General features: G+C 61.3%; 10 protein-coding genes and 2 rRNA genes. 11 read left to right on the top strand and 1 reads right to left on the bottom strand.

The genetic code is table 11. The annotated features are described in order from the left end of the window. The first annotated feature begins 97 nt into the window (after positions 1 to 97). The 8 genes from argC (at position 98) to LQ955_RS08195 (ending at position 7,828) form a co-directional block, all read left to right on the top strand. The gene (gene argC / locus LQ955_RS08230; protein ID WP_231027679.1) at positions 98 to 1,144 is read left to right on the top strand and encodes an N-acetyl-gamma-glutamyl-phosphate reductase; all 1,047 of its coding nucleotides are present in this window, start codon (positions 98 to 100) and stop codon (positions 1,142 to 1,144) included. Further along, a complete protein-coding gene (gene argJ / locus LQ955_RS08225; protein WP_231027678.1) occupies positions 1,141 to 2,307 on the top strand; it encodes a bifunctional glutamate N-acetyltransferase/amino-acid acetyltransferase ArgJ in 1,167 nt (388 codons plus the stop codon). The genes argC and argJ overlap by 4 nt, the downstream gene beginning before the upstream one ends. Next, on the top strand, positions 2,307 to 3,245 hold the full coding sequence (gene argB, locus LQ955_RS08220; RefSeq protein ID WP_231027677.1) for an acetylglutamate kinase: 939 nt from the start codon (positions 2,307 to 2,309) through the stop codon (positions 3,243 to 3,245). The genes argJ and argB overlap by 1 nt, the downstream gene beginning before the upstream one ends. Continuing rightward, positions 3,242 to 4,519 (top strand): acetylornithine transaminase, encoded by a 1,278-nt coding sequence (locus LQ955_RS08215; protein WP_255713726.1) that lies wholly within the window; start codon positions 3,242 to 3,244, stop codon positions 4,517 to 4,519. Before argB ends, LQ955_RS08215 begins: the two co-directional genes overlap by 4 nt. Continuing rightward, positions 4,516 to 5,439: an ornithine carbamoyltransferase gene (gene argF, locus LQ955_RS08210; RefSeq protein WP_231027676.1), complete on the top strand. Its 924-nt coding sequence runs from the start codon at positions 4,516 to 4,518 to the stop codon at positions 5,437 to 5,439. Before LQ955_RS08215 ends, argF begins: the two co-directional genes overlap by 4 nt. A gap of 64 nt (positions 5,440 to 5,503) precedes the next feature. After that, positions 5,504 to 6,976, top strand: coding sequence for an argininosuccinate lyase (gene argH, locus LQ955_RS08205; RefSeq protein ID WP_231027675.1), 1,473 nt, complete (start codon positions 5,504 to 5,506; stop codon positions 6,974 to 6,976). Further along, the gene (locus tag LQ955_RS08200; protein WP_231027674.1) at positions 6,973 to 7,197 is read left to right on the top strand and encodes a hypothetical protein; all 225 of its coding nucleotides are present in this window, start codon (positions 6,973 to 6,975) and stop codon (positions 7,195 to 7,197) included. The genes argH and LQ955_RS08200 overlap by 4 nt, the downstream gene beginning before the upstream one ends. After that, the gene (locus LQ955_RS08195) at positions 7,181 to 7,828 is read left to right on the top strand and encodes a DNA-3-methyladenine glycosylase (RefSeq protein ID WP_231027673.1); all 648 of its coding nucleotides are present in this window, start codon (positions 7,181 to 7,183) and stop codon (positions 7,826 to 7,828) included. The genes LQ955_RS08200 and LQ955_RS08195 overlap by 17 nt, the downstream gene beginning before the upstream one ends. Here LQ955_RS08195 and LQ955_RS08190 read toward each other — a convergent pair whose 3' ends face one another. After that, complete coding sequence (locus LQ955_RS08190) at positions 7,829 to 8,245, bottom strand: hypothetical protein (RefSeq protein ID WP_231027672.1); 417 nt, start codon at positions 8,243 to 8,245, stop codon at positions 7,829 to 7,831. It abuts the gene before it with no gap. Positions 8,246 to 8,327: 82 nt separating this feature from the next. Between LQ955_RS08190 and tyrS the strand changes: the two genes are divergently transcribed. The 3 genes from tyrS to LQ955_RS08175 all read left to right on the top strand — a co-directional run bounded on the left by tyrS (position 8,328) and on the right by LQ955_RS08175 (position 15,223). After that, complete coding sequence (gene tyrS / locus LQ955_RS08185) at positions 8,328 to 9,635, top strand: tyrosine--tRNA ligase (protein ID WP_231027671.1); 1,308 nt, start codon at positions 8,328 to 8,330, stop codon at positions 9,633 to 9,635. 498 nt (positions 9,636 to 10,133) lie between these two features. Further along, a 16S ribosomal RNA gene (locus tag LQ955_RS08180) occupies positions 10,134 to 11,659 on the top strand. A 444-nt stretch (positions 11,660 to 12,103) separates the two neighbouring features. After that, positions 12,104 to 15,223: ribosomal RNA gene (locus LQ955_RS08175) — 23S ribosomal RNA — on the top strand. Together the 16S and 23S rRNA genes form the textbook arrangement of a ribosomal RNA operon. Positions 15,224 to 15,242: the final 19 nt, after the last annotated feature.

The raw sequence follows: 15,242 nt of genomic DNA, 5'->3' as shown, positions 1-15,242 counted from the left end.
CGTCGCGCCGGCTGTGTGCCGGCCTCATCGGCTGTGCGGGCATTCGGCCTGCGTGGCCAGGATCAGTGCAGGTGTGGGCGAAGGGTAGATTTGCATCATGGTGTATTCGGTAGCAGTGGCGGGCGCAAGCGGTTACGCGGGCGGTGAGCTGCTGCGCCTGCTCGCGGGTCATCCCGAGCTCGAGGTGCGAACGGCGACGGCGAACAACAACGCCGGCCAGCCGCTGCTGAGCGTTCATCCGCACCTGCGCTCCTACGGCGATCTCGTCTTGAGCGACACCACGCCAGAAGTGCTCGCCGGTCACGACGTCGTGTTCCTCGCCTTGCCGCACGGCAAGTCCGGTGCCATCACCGAGCAGCTCGACGCCGACACGCTCGTCGTCGATTGCGGTGCCGATCATCGGCTCGTCGACGAAGCCGATTGGGCGACCTTCTACGGCGGCGAATTCTACGGATCGTGGCCGTACGGGCTGCCCGAGTTGCTCGTCGAGAATCACGAGCGCCAACGTTCCCGCCTGGTGGGCGTGAAACGTATCGCGGTGCCCGGCTGCAATGTCACGGCAATCAGCCTCGGTCTCGCTCCGGGGTTGCAGGCCGGGGTGATCCAGCCGACCGACCTCGTCGCTGTGCTGGCGGTCGGCCCCTCAGGAGCGGGCAAGAGCTTGCGCACCAACCTGCTCGCCTCCGAGATTCTCGGCTCGGCAAGCGTTTACGGAGTCGGCGGCACCCACCGGCACAATCCCGAGATCGTGCAGAATCTCACGGCCTCCGCGGGCTCGCCGGTGACCGTTTCGTTCACTCCGGTGCTTGTGCCGATGGCACGTGGAATCCTCGCGACCTCCACGGCTCGCCTCGCTGCCGGCGTCACTGCTCACGATGTGCGCTCGGCCTGGGTCAATGCGTACGCAAACGAGCCGTTCGTGCACGTGCTGCCCGAGGGGCAGTTCCCCACCGTGTCCGACGTCACCGGCGCCAACACCGCCCTGATCGGCATCGCCGTCGACGAGGCCGCCGACCGAGTGGTCACGGTCACCGCGATCGACAACCTCGTCAAAGGCACCGCGGGAGCCGCCATCCAGTCCACCAACATCGCGCTCGGCCTGCCCGAGACGCTCGGCCTGCCGTTGAACGGAGTCGCCCCGTGAGTGTCACCACCCCCGCCGGATTCGAGGCGGCCGGAATCGCTCGTGGGCTGAAGTCCACCGGCGCACTCGATCTCGCCCTGGTCGTGAATCGTGGTCCGAGCAACGCGGCCGCAGCCGTGTTCACCTCGAACCGCTGCAAAGCCAACCCGATTCTCTGGTCGGAGCGGGTCATCGACGACGGGGTCGTCTCCGCGGTCATCCTCAACTCCGGCGGCGCGAACTGCTACACCGGCTCGTTCGGGTTTCAGACCACCCATCAGACGGCCGAGGCCGTCGCTGAGACTCTCGGCGTGGCGGCAGCAGACGTCATCGTGTGTTCGACCGGGCTCATCGGCACCGGCGACCAGGTCTTTCGCGACAAGGTCGTCGGCGGCGTGGCACCCGTAGCCGCAGCCTTGCGAGCCGACGGCGGCGGCGACGCTGCGCTGGCCATCATGACCACCGACACCAAGCCGAAGCAGGCGGTCGCCGGGGGCGACGGATGGTCGATCGGCGGTATGGCGAAAGGCGCGGGCATGCTCGCTCCCGGCCTCGCTACCATGCTCGTGGTGATCACAACCGACGCCGATCTGCCGTCCGCTGCGCTCGACACCGCGCTGCGAGCGGCTACCCGGGTGACCTTCGACCGTCTCGACTCCGACGGCTGCATGTCGACGAACGATACGGTCGCCCTGATGGCGAGCGGAGCATCCGGAATCACCCCCGACGTCGCCCAGTTCACCACAGCCTTGACGGCGCTCTGCCACGACCTCGCCCTGCAGTTGCAGGCCGACGCCGAAGGGGCGAGCCACGACATCACCATCACCGTGGTCAACGCCGAGGAAGAAGACCAGGCGGTCGTGGTGGCCCGCGCTGTCTCTCGCAGCAATCTGTTCAAGGCGGCGATCTTCGGCAACGATCCGAACTGGGGTCGTGTGCTGGCCGCGGCAGGAACCGTGCCCGAGGCCGAAGCGAGCTTCGACCCGTACAACATCGATGTGACGATCAACGGCGTGATGATCTGCAAGGCAGGCGAGCCCTTCGAAGACCGCGACCTCATCGACCTCACGCCGAGGGCCGTCACCGTGCTCATCGATCTGCACGCCGGAACCGAATCCGCGTCGATCTACACCAACGACCTGACCCACGACTATGTGCACGAGAACAGTGCGTACGCGAGCTGATGACCGACAACTCTCATGATCTCGCCGCCGTCAAAGCGGCCACGCTGATCGAATCTCTGCCCTGGCTCAAGACGTTCCATGACCAGATCATGGTCATCAAGTTCGGCGGCAACGCGATGGTCGACCCCGACCTGCAGCGCACCTTCGCCGAAGACATCGTGTATCTGCGCTACGCCGGCATCAAGCCCGTCGTCGTGCACGGCGGGGGCCCGCAGATCTCCCGGATGCTCGATCGCCTCGGCATCGAGAGCGAGTTCCGCGGCGGCTACCGTGTCACCAGCCCCGAGGCGATGGATGTCGTTCGCATGGTGCTCACCGGCCAGATCAGCCGCGACATCGTGACGCACATCAACGAACACGGGCCCTTGGCCACCGCGCTCTCGGGTGAGGACGCCGGGCTCTTCGAGGGGCAGAAGCGGTTCATCGAGATCGCGGGAGAAACCGTCGATCTCGGCCTCGTCGGAGATGTGGTGGGTGTCAACCCCGAAACCGTGCTCGAGCACCTTGCCGCCGGGCGCATCCCCGTCATCTCGTCGATCGCCCCCGATCGCGACGAGCCGGGGCAGGTACTGAACATCAACGCAGACGCCGCCGCCGCCGCGCTCGCCGTGGCCCTGGGCGCAGCGAAGCTGGTCATCTTGACCGACGTCGCCGGTCTTTATTCCGATTGGCCGAACCGCGACTCGCTCGTCTCGGTGATCGGTTCCGATGCGCTTCGTGACCTGCTGCCGAGCCTCGAATCCGGCATGATTCCCAAGATGTCGGCGTGCCTCGAAGCCGTCGACGGGGGAGTAGCCAAAGCGGCCATCATCGACGGCCGCATTCCGCACTCGATTCTGCTCGAGGTCTTCACGCAGAGCGGCATCGGTACCGAAGTGGTGACCGACGCCGAGAAGACGTTGCGAGCAGAGAGAGTCGTTACAGAGGAGTACTTGTGACAACACAACCCGACGTGATTCCGTCCAGCTGGGTCGACACGTTCAACGAGTCGCTGATGCGCACGATGGGTCAGCCGCTGGCCCTGCTGACCCACGGGCGTGGCGCCTTCGTGTGGGATGAGAACGAGAAGGAGTACCTCGACTTTCTCGCGGGCATCGCCGTCAACTCGCTCGGCCACGCGCATCCGGTGGTCATCGACGCCGTGACCCGCCAGGTCGGCACCCTCGCGCACGTCTCGAACTATTTCTCGACCCGCCCGCAGCTGGCGCTCGCCGAACGCCTCAAGCGCATCACCGGCGCAGGCCCCGAAGGCCGCGCCTATTTCTGCAACTCCGGCGCCGAGGCCAACGAGGCGGCCTTCAAGCTGGCCCGCCTGAACAGCTCGGGAAAGCGCACGAAGATCGTTTCGCTGACCAATTCGTTCCACGGCCGCACCATGGGTTCGCTGGCGCTCACCGGCAAGCGCGAGATGCAGGCGCCGTTCGACCCGATGCCGGGCGGGGTCATCCACATCGATTCCACCATCGCAGCACTCGAAGCCACCATCGACGACACCGTCGCCGCACTCTTTCTCGAGCCCATCAAGGGCGAAGCGGGTGTGGTCGATCTGCCCGAGGGCTACCTCGTGCGCGCGCGGGAGCTCACCGAGCAGCACGGCGTGCTGCTCATTCTCGACGAGATCCAGACCGGTATCGGCCGCACCGGCCGGTGGTTCGCCTACGAGCACGCCGGCATCAAGCCCGACGCGGTCACCATCGCCAAAGGCCTGGCCGGCGGCATCCCCATCGGTTCGCTCGTCACGTTCGGCTGGGCATCCGACCTGTTCCAGCGCGGGATGCACGGCAGCACCTTCGGCGGCAACCCGCTTGCCACGGCCACCGCCAACGCGGTACTCGAAGAGATCGAGCAGTCCGGTCTCGTCGACAACGCCGAGCGTAAGGGAATCCTGATTCGCGAGCGCGTCGCCGCGCTGAACTCGCCGCTGATCCAAGAGATCCGTGGCCACGGGCTGCTGATCGGCCTCGGCCTCTCCGAACCGATCGCCCTGAAACTCGCTGCGGCGGCGATGGATGCCGGGCTCATCATCAACGCGGCGAACGAGTCGAGCATCCGCTTGGCCCCGCCCCTGATCATCCGTGAGCTCGAGGTCGACATCTTCATCACCCGCCTCAGCGTGGCCCTGACCGCCCTCGGCTACCCGCCCGCGCCGCTCGAATCCGTAGCAGACGCCCCCGACTCTGAGCCCACTCCAGACCCCGAAAGCACCACATGACCCGCCACTTTCTTCGCGACGACGACCTGACTCCCGCCGAACAGGCCGAGATCCTCGACCTGGCCGCCGAGCTGAAGCGCGACCGTTACGCCACGAAGCCGCTCGCCGGCCCGCAGACCGTGGCCGTCATCTTCGACAAGTCGTCGACCCGCACCCGCGTTTCGTTCGCGGTGGGCATCGCCGATCTCGGCGGCAGCCCCCTCATCATCAGCACGGCCAACAGCCAGCTGAGCGGAAAAGAGACGGCGACAGACACCGCCCGCGTTCTCGAACGCCAGGTCGCCGCCATCGTCTGGCGCACCTACGCCCAGAGCGGGCTGGAAGACATGGCTCGCGGCACGACGGTTCCCGTGGTCAACGCCCTTTCCGACGATTTTCACCCCTGCCAGCTGCTCGCCGACTTGCTGACCATTCGTGAACACCGTGGTGATCTCGCCGGTCTGACCGTCAGCTTTCTGGGCGACGGGGCCAGCAACATGGGCCAGTCGTACCTGCTCGCCTGCGCCACCGCAGGCATGCACGTGCGGGTGGCAGCCCCCGAAAGTTATGCGCCCTCCGCTGCTGTGATTCAGGATGCCCGGGCCATCGCCGCGCGCACCGGAGGTTCGGCTATCGTTCTCGTCGACCCTGTCGAAGCCGTGACCGGCGCCGACATCGTCGTCACCGACACATGGGTATCCATGGGCAAAGAAGACGAGAAGGCCGCGCGCGTCAAAGTCTTCGGCGGCTACCAGGTCGACCAGGCGCTGATGGCGCATGCCAAGTCCGATGCCCTTTTCATGCACTGCCTGCCGGCCGACCGCGGCTACGAGGTGGCAGCCGATGTCATCGACGGCCCGCAGAGCGTCATCTGGGATGAAGCGGAGAACCGCCTGCACGCCCAGAAGGCCCTGTTGGTATGGCTGCTTCGCCAGCAATGAACTCGCACACGGCTGCCACGGGCGGCCCCGCTAAACTGAGCAACCAGACAGTGCAGGAGAGATTGTGGCTGAACGCGTGAGTGTCGCGGCAACAGGCGGTAGCCGTGCCGGCGAGGCCGGCGCGCTCTGGGGCGGCCGATTCGCCAGCGGTCCGTCTCCCGAGTTGCTCGCTCTCAGCAAGTCGACCCAGTTCGACTGGCAACTCTGGCCCTATGACATCGCAGGTTCGCGTGCTCACGCGAAAGCGCTCAACGCCGCCGGCTACCTGACCGACGTCGAACTGACGGCGATGCTCGACGCGTTCGACCGCCTCACCGACGCCATCGAGGAGGGCACGTTCGCCGCAGCCGAAGCAGACGAAGATGTGCACTCCGCTCTCGAGCGCGGACTCATCTTGTACGCCGGCTCCGAACTCGGCGGCAAACTGCGCGCGGGCCGAAGCCGAAACGACCAGATCGCTACGCTGGTGCGGCTCTACCTGCTCGACCACTCCCGGCATCTCGCTCACCTGGTCATCCAGCTCATCGACGCCATCGCCTCGCAGGCGGCCGCTCACCCGAACGCGCCGATGCCGGGCCGCACACACCTCCAGCACGCCCAGCCGGTGCTGCTTTCGCATCACCTCCTTGCGCACGCCTGGCCGCTGGTGCGCGATCTCGAGCGGCTCCGCGATTGGAGCGTTCGGGCATCCGCCTCGCCGTACGGCGCGGGTGCTTTGGCCGGCAGCTCGCTCGGCCTCGACCCCGCCCTCGTCGCCGCCGAGCTCGGGCTCGAACAGGGCCCCATGCTCAACTCCATCGACGCAACGGCCAGCCGTGACGTTGTGGCCGAGTTCGCCTTCATCAGCAGTCTCATCGGCATCAACCTCTCGCGGTTCGCCGAAGAGATCATTGTCTGGGCCACCCGAGAGTTCGGTTTCGTGAAGTTGCATGACGGGTATTCCACCGGGTCGTCGATCATGCCGCAGAAGAAGAACCCCGACATCGCCGAACTCGCTCGCGGCAAGTCGGGTCGTCTGATCGGCAACCTCGCCGGCCTGCTGGCGACTCTTAAGGGCCTGCCCTTGGCCTATAACCGTGATCTGCAAGAAGATAAAGAGCCCGTCTTCGACTCCGTCGAACAACTCGAGGTGCTGCTTCCTGCCTTCACCGGCATGGTGGCCTCGCTCACCTTCAATACCGAGCGCCTCGCCGAGCTCGCTCCGCAAGGCTTCTCGCTCGCGACCGACGTCGCCGAGTGGCTCGTCAAGCAGGGTGTTGCGTTTCGAGACGCGCACGAGATCAGCGGTGACCTCGTGCGATTCTGCGAAGAGCACGGCCTCGAGCTGCACGAGCCGACCGATGAGCAGCTCACCTCCGTCTCGCCGCAGCTGACTCCGGATGTTCGCACCGTCGTCACGGTCGCAGGATCCATCGCGAGCCGCAACGGCATCGGCGGCACCGCGGGCGACCGCGTCTCCGAACAGCTCGCAAGCCTCACCGCGCAGGTTCGCCAGTTGCAGATCTCGCTCGTCAACAGCCCAGGGGGCGCATCATGACACTGAACAGCCAGAACATGCCCGAGCCGATCGGCCCGCGCGGCCCGAACGGCAAGAAGCCGAAGATCGACCGCGACATTCGCAACCACCCCGATTACAAGACTCCGTGGTGGCGCAAACCGATGACGAACTCGTTGTACTGGATCGTCTTCGCTGCCGCGGCCATCGTCGTCGTCGCGGCGATCGTGATCACCCTCTCGCTCGGTGTCAAACTCTTCTGAGCCCACTCCCGCGCCGTGGAACGGCGCGGCGCTTGCCGAGTTTTTCGCGCGCCCGTCGGTAGAGGTCGCGCCGCTCATTCTCGGCGGCATCCTGAGTCGAACGTCCGCTGAAGGCACGACCTCGCTGCGCATCACCGAGGTCGAGGCGTACCTCGGTGTCGGCGAAGACCCGGGATCACACTCGTTCCGAGGCAAGACCGCTCGTAATTCCGTGATGTTCGGCGAACCGTTTCACCTGTACACGTATTTCACCTACGGCATGCACACGTGCGCGAACATCGTCTGCTCGCCGGCCGGCTCTGCGAGCGGCATTCTGCTGCGAGCCGGCGAGGTGGTGGACGGAATCGAGCTCGCACGCCAACGACGAGGCGAATCGGTGCCCCTGCGTGACCTCGCACGCGGACCCGCTCGACTCACCAAAGCAATGGGCATTCCGCTCTCTGACGGCGGTGCCTCGCTGTCGGTTTCGCCGTACGAGTTTCGGATGCCCGATCATCCGGTGCCCGTCGAAACCAGCCTACGCACCGGCCTCAGCGGGCTCGGTGGTGGCGAAGGCTACCCGTGGCGCTTCTTCATTCCAGGCGATCCCACCGTCTCGCCGTACAAACGCCACCCCAAGCTCGCGCCCTGATCAACCAGCCGACCAGTCGATCTCGACGGCGTCGTACCAGGCCAGCAGATCTGGGAGGTCGTCGAACGTTTCGGTCGCCGTCGTCTCGGCGTCAGGGTTCCAGCGGATGACGACGTACCCGCCTTCGTCGCTCGGCAGCGACTGGATGAGCACCCGATCGCCCGTGAAACCGCCGCCCACGAACTGACCCTCGACGCCGACGGGAGGTGGCGGCTCGGGGTGCGACCAGTGAGTGGGGTTCGCCGCGAGCCAGAGCGACAGCGAGGTGTCGTCGAGAACGGGATACAGATCGAACTCGCCTCTCCAGACGGAGACGAGGTGCTCGTGGCGCTCGCGTCGGTCGATTCGAACGTTCCAGCCTTTGTACGGCCCTTCCGTCACGACTCCGATGATGTCGTGCGGCGGCTGGTTGTTCATGACGAGCTCCTTACCTGAGTATCTGTCACTATACTAGTCGACCAATTTCTCGCCCGCAGTGGGCCGCTGTACCCTGAGAGGCGTGTCTGCGCCCAAGACGGCAGTGTTGTCTGCCCAAACGAATGACCCGACGTTCGACTCCGTGTGGGAGGAACTGAAGTGGCGGGGCCTCATCCATGTGTCGACCGACGAACTCGAGCTCAAGGCGGCGCTCGACGGCGGCCCCATCACGTTCTATTGCGGATTCGACCCGACCGCTTCGAGCCTGCACCTCGGCAACCTGGTACAGCTGCTCGTGATGCGACGCTTGCAACTCGCCGGGCATCACCCGTTGGCGCTCGTCGGCGGGTCGACCGGTCTGATCGGCGACCCGCGCCCGACGGCCGAGCGCACGCTGACGCCGCGAGACACTGTCGCCGAATGGGTGGGTTACCTCCAGGCGCAGGTGTCGCGATTCTTGAGTTTCGAGGGTGACAACGCCGCCCGGCTGGTCAACAACCTCGACTGGACCGCGCCCTTGAGCGCCATCGACTTTCTGCGCGATATCGGAAAGTACTTTCGCGTGGGTACCATGCTGAAAAAAGACGCGGTGAGCGCCAGACTCAACTCAGACGCGGGCATCAGCTACACCGAATTCAGCTACCAGATTCTGCAGGGACTAGACTTTCTCGAGCTTTACCGCACGTACGGCTGTGTGTTGCAGACCGGGGGGAGCGACCAGTGGGGCAATCTCACCAGCGGCACCGATCTCATTCGGCGTGCGGAGCAGGCGAGCGTGCATGCCATCGGTACTCCGCTCATCACGAACTCCGACGGCACGAAGTTCGGCAAGAGCGAAGGCAATGCGGTCTGGCTGGATGATCGGCTCACCAGCCCCTATGCCTTCTACCAGTTCTGGCTCAACACCGACGACGCCGACGTTATCGAGCGGCTCAAGATCTTCACCTTCCTCACTCGGGCCGAGCTGGATCGTCTCGCGGCGGCCGTCGCGGCAGAACCGTTCCGCCGCGAAGCGCAGCGCACCCTCGCCTTCGAGGTGACCGCGCTGGTGCACGGCGAAGAGGCGACCAATGCTGCCATCGCGGCTGCGGCCGCACTGTTCGGACAGGGCGAGCTGGCCGATCTCCCCGAGCTGACGCTGCGTCAGGCTTTGGGGGAGGTGGTCACGGTAGAGACAGCCGCAACGACACCGGTGGTGCAGCTCGTCGTGGAGACGAAGCTCTGCGCTTCGGTCAGCGAGGCTCGGCGTGCGCTCGCCCAGGGTGGTGTGTACGCGAACAATGTGAAGCTCGACAACGATGCGCTCACTGCCGGAGACGTCGCTCTCCCGGGTGGAATCGTGGTTCTCCGCCGCGGCAAGAAGTCTCTGGCGGGCGCTTTTGTGGTGTGAAAATCTCACTTCCGCAGGAAGATTGCCGGAAACCCGGGCGACACGCCCGGGACGTACACATAACTTGCCAGCCATGAAACATGACCGTAATGTTGTCTCTTGTCACCCCAAAGGTTCGGAAAGCGGAAGAGCTTACCGGCCTCAAGCGGGGCCATCTCAGCACTGAAGAAAACCTCGAGTCGCAAGATTTTGAGAGTTTGGGCTTCAGCTGCCAGATGAAGATATAAGATAGTGAAGTTGCCCCTTTCGGCCCCGTTCTTTGTAGCGGACAAGCTGGTTGGGTGTGTCCGATCTTTGAGAACTCAACAGTGTGCACAATTGTCATATGCCAAATCCCTGGATCATCTTTTGGATGGTTTGGGTTCCTTTGGGAAATTGAAATTAGCAGCTGCCCTTTGGGGTGGTTGCGGACAAGCAAGTCAGTAATGATTTGTTCTGTCAGCATCAAACTTGTCGCATTGCCTTCGATTCCCGTGGGTGGTGTGGCGCGTATATACATTTACGGAGAGTTTGATCCTGGCTCAGGACGAACGCTGGCGGCGTGCTTAACACATGCAAGTCGAACGATGATGCTAGCTTGCTAGCGGATTAGTGGCGAACGGGTGAGTAACACGTGAGTAACCTGCCTTTGACTCTGGGATAAGCGTTGGAAACGACGTCTAATACCGGATACGACCTTCAGCCGCATGGTTTGTTGGTGGAAAGATTTTTTGGTTGGAGATGGACTCGCGGCCTATCAGGTTGTTGGTGAGGTAATGGCTCACCAAGCCTACGACGGGTAGCCGGCCTGAGAGGGTGACCGGCCACACTGGGACTGAGACACGGCCCAGACTCCTACGGGAGGCAGCAGTGGGGAATATTGCACAATGGGCGAAAGCCTGATGCAGCAACGCCGCGTGAGGGATGACGGCCTTCGGGTTGTAAACCTCTTTTAGTAAGGAAGAAGCCTTTCGGGGTGACGGTACTTGCAGAAAAAGCACCGGCTAACTACGTGCCAGCAGCCGCGGTAATACGTAGGGTGCAAGCGTTGTCCGGAATTATTGGGCGTAAAGAGCTCGTAGGCGGTTTGTCGCGTCTGCTGTGAAATCCTGAGGCTCAACCTCGGGCTTGCAGTGGGTACGGGCAGACTAGAGTGCGGTAGGGGAGATTGGAATTCCTGGTGTAGCGGTGGAATGCGCAGATATCAGGAGGAACACCGATGGCGAAGGCAGATCTCTGGGCCGTAACTGACGCTGAGGAGCGAAAGCATGGGGAGCGAACAGGATTAGATACCCTGGTAGTCCATGCCGTAAACGTTGGGAACTAGATGTAGGGGCCATTCCACGGTTTCTGTGTCGCAGCTAACGCATTAAGTTCCCCGCCTGGGGAGTACGGCCGCAAGGCTAAAACTCAAAGGAATTGACGGGGGCCCGCACAAGCGGCGGAGCATGCGGATTAATTCGATGCAACGCGAAGAACCTTACCAAGGCTTGACATGAACGAGAACGGGCCAGAAATGGTCAACTCTTTGGACACTCGTTTACAGGTGGTGCATGGTTGTCGTCAGCTCGTGTCGTGAGATGTTGGGTTAAGTCCCGCAACGAGCGCAACCCTCGTTCTATGTTGCCAGCACGTTATGGTGGGAACTCATAGGAGACTGCCGGGGTCAACTCGGAGGAAGGTGGGGATGACGTCAAATCATCATGCCCCTTATGTCTTGGGCTTCACGCATGCTACAATGGCCGGTACAAAGGGCTGCAATACCGTAAGGTGGAGCGAATCCCAAAAAGCCGGTCTCAGTTCGGATTGAGGTCTGCAACTCGACCTCATGAAGTCGGAGTCGCTAGTAATCGCAGATCAGCAACGCTGCGGTGAATACGTTCCCGGGCCTTGTACACACCGCCCGTCAAGTCATGAAAGTCGGTAACACCCAACGCCAGTGGCCTAACCCGTAAGGGGGGGAGCTGTCTAAGGTGGGATCGGTGATTAGGACTAAGTCGTAACAAGGTAGCCGTACCGGAAGGTGCGGCTGGATCACCTCCTTTCTAAGGAGCACGTTCACTGTCCGTCTGTATACAGCGGAGTTGCAGTGACAGTCATTTCAACGCAAGTTATGTGTTGGTGGCGCTCATGGGTGGAACATATGACAAGCGCTTAACGGCGTGGTTGTTTTTAGTACGATCCTTCGGGGTTTGGAACGGAATGTTCACGTGTCGTGGGTGTGGTGCACGCTGTTGGGTCCTGAGGGACCGGGCATCTCTTCGTCTTCGGATGGAGGGTTGTTTGTAACTTATGGGCCTCATGCCGGCTTCCTTTTGGGGGAGTTGTGGTGTGGGGTGCCGCCCGTATTTTGAGAACTACACAGTGGACGCGAGCATCATCAGCCGCGAAATTTTGATCCTTCGGGGTCTTGTTTTGTGGACTGATAATCAATGTTCCCCGGTCTTTGGATCGGGATAAACATTGGTCTTTGTATGTGTATGTTTTGTTTTGAAGTTTTTAAGAGCAAACGGTGAATGCCTTGGCATCTGGAGCCGAAGAAGGACGTATAAATCTGCGATAAGCCTCGGGGAGCTGATAATAGAGCTGTGATCCGAGGGTTTCCGAATGGGGAAACCCCGTCAGGCCCGTGAGGTGACCTGGTGACTCCCGCTTGAATATATAGGGCGGGTAGAGGGAACGTGGGGAAGTGAAACATCTCAGTACCCACAGGAAGAGAAAACAATAGTGATTCCGTTAGTAGTGGCGAGCGAACCCGGATCAGGCTAAACCGTTCGTGTGTGATACCCGGCAGGGGTTGCATGGGCGGGGTTGTGGGACTTTCCGTAGAGCACTGCCGTGTTCTGGTGGTTACAGCGCCGTATAGACGAATGGGATTGAAAGCCCAGCCATAGCAGGTGCCAGCCCTGTAGTCGAAATGCGGTTATGGCCTGGAGAGTATCCCAAGTATCGCGGGGCCCGAGAAATCCCGCGTGAATCTGTCAGGACCACCTGATAAGCCTAAATACTCCCAGATGACCGATAGTGAACAAGTACCGTGAGGGAAAGGTGAAAAGTACCCCGGGAGGGGAGTGAAATAGTACCTGAAACCGTTTGCTTACAAGCCGTCGGAGCGCCCTTTGTTGGTGTGACGGCGTGCCTTTTGAAGAATGAGCCTGCGAGTTAGTGATCAGTGGCGAGCTTAACCCGTGAGGGGAATGCGTAGCGAAAGCGAGTTCGAATAGAGCGTTTGAGTCGCTGGTTCTAGACCCGAAGCGAAGTGATCTATCCATGGCCAGGTTGAAGCGACGGTAAGACGTCGTGGAGGACCGAACCCACTTCAGTTGAAAATGGAGGGGATGAGCTGTGGATAGGGGTGAAAGGCCAATCAAACTTCGTGATAGCTGGTTCTCTCCGAAATGCATTTAGGTGCAGCGTTGCGTGTTTCTTGCCGGAGGTAGAGCTACTGGATAGCCGATGGGCCCTAAAAGGTTACTGACGTTAGCCAAACTCCGAATGCCGGTAAGTGAGAGCGCAGCAGTGAGACGGTGGGGGATAAGCTTCATCGTCGAGAGGGAAACAACCCAGACCACCATCTAAGGTCCCTAAGCGCGTGCTAAGTGGGAAAGGATGTGGAGTTGCATAGACAACCAGGAGGTTGGCTTAGAAGCAGCCACCCTTGAAAGAGTGCGTAATAGCTCACTGGTCAAGTGATTCCGCGCCGACAATGTAACGGGGCTCAAGCACGCCACCGAAGTTGTGGCATTTATATTTTTGGCAGGCCTTCGTGGTCCAGCCGTATGGATGGGTAGGAGAGCGTCGTGTGGCCAGCGAAGCGGCGGTGTAAACCAGCCGTGGAGGCCACACGAGTGAGAATGCAGGCATGAGTAGCGAAAGACGGGTGAGAAACCCGTCCTCCGAAAGATCAAGGTTTCCAGGGCCAGGCTAATCCGCCCTGGGTAAGTCGGGACCTAAGGCGAGGCCGACAGGCGTAGTCGATGGACAACGGGTTGATATTCCCGTACCGCAGAAGAACCGTCCAAGCCAATCCACTAATGCTAAGCATCTGAAACCGGTTAGACCGATCCCTTCGGGGTGAGGCGTGCCGGCGTAGCGTGCGACCCGATGTGGTGCGGTTAGCGTATTAACAGGTGTGACGCAGGAACGTAGCTGAGCCGGGCGATGGTTGTCCCGGTCTAAGAATGTAGGCCGAGGGGTAGGCAAATCCGCCTCTCGTATAAGGCTGAGACTCGATGGGTACCCTTCAGTGGGGAAATCAGTGATCGTCTGCTGCCAAGAAAAGCATCGGCGCGAGGTTCCATGTGCCCGTACCCCAAACCGACTCAGGTGATCAGGTAGAGAATACTAAGGAGATCGAGAGAATCGTGGTTAAGGAACTCGGCAAAATGCCCCCGTAACTTCGGGAGAAGGGGGGCCCCGATCGTGAACGGATTTACTCCGGGAGCGTGATAGGGCCGCAGAGACCAGTGGGAAGCGACTGTTTACTAAAAACACAGGTCCGTGCCAAGTCGCAAGACGATGTATACGGACTGACGCCTGCCCGGTGCTGGAAGGTTAAGAGGAAGAGTTAGCAGCAATGCGAAGCCCAGAATTTAAGCCCCAGTAAACGGCGGTGGTAACTATAACCATCCTAAGGTAGCGAAATTCCTTGTCGGGTAAGTTCCGACCTGCACGAATGGCGTAACGACTTCCCAGCTGTCTCAACCGCGAACTCGGCGAAATTGCACTACGAGTAAAGATGCTCGTTACGCGCAGAAGGACGGAAAGACCCCGTGACCTTTACTATAGCTTTGTATTGGTGTTCGGTGTGGCTTGTGTAGGATAGGTGGGAGACTGTGAAGTCGGCACGCTAGTGCTGGTGGAGTCATTGTTGAAATACCACTCTGGTCACTCTGGATATCTAACTACGAACCCTGATCGGGTTCTGGGACAGTGCATGGTGGGTAGTTTAACTGGGGCGGTTGCCTCCTAAAGAGTAACGGAGGCGCCCAAAGGTTCCCTCAACCTGGTTGGCAATCAGGTGGCGAGTGTAAGTGCACAAGGGAGCTTGACTGTGAGACTGACAAGTCGAGCAGGGACGAAAGTCGGGACTAGTGATCCGGCAGTGGCTTGTGGAAGCGCTGTCGCTCAACGGATAAAAGGTACCTCGGGGATAACAGGCTGATCTTGCCCAAGAGTCCATATCGACGGCATGGTTTGGCACCTCGATGTCGGCTCGTCGCATCCTGGGGCTGGAGTAGGTCCCAAGGGTTGGGCTGTTCGCCCATTAAAGCGGTACGCGAGCTGGGTTTAGAACGTCGTGAGACAGTTCGGTCCCTATCCTCTGCGCGCGTAGGAAATTTGAGAAGAGCTATCCCTAGTACGAGAGGACCGGGATGGACGAACCTCTGGTGTGTCAGTTGTACTGCCAAGTGCACCGCTGATTAGCTACGTTCGGAACGGATAACCGCTGAAAGCATCTAAGCGGGAAGCCGGCTTCGAGATGAGATTTCCATACCATTCATGGTGAGAGGCTCCCAGGAGACTACTGGGTTGATAGGCAGGATGTGGAAGCACCAACTAACGAGGTGTGTAGCTGACCTGTACTAATAAGCCAACAACTTCAACAACACCACCACCCCCACAAAG

The sequence above is a fragment of the Subtercola endophyticus genome, from assembly GCF_021044565.1.
Classification (GTDB): Bacteria; Actinomycetota; Actinomycetes; order Actinomycetales; family Microbacteriaceae; genus Subtercola; species Subtercola endophyticus.
The sequence above is the reverse complement of the archived record's forward strand: the minus strand, read 5'-3'. Positions and strand labels throughout refer to the sequence as shown.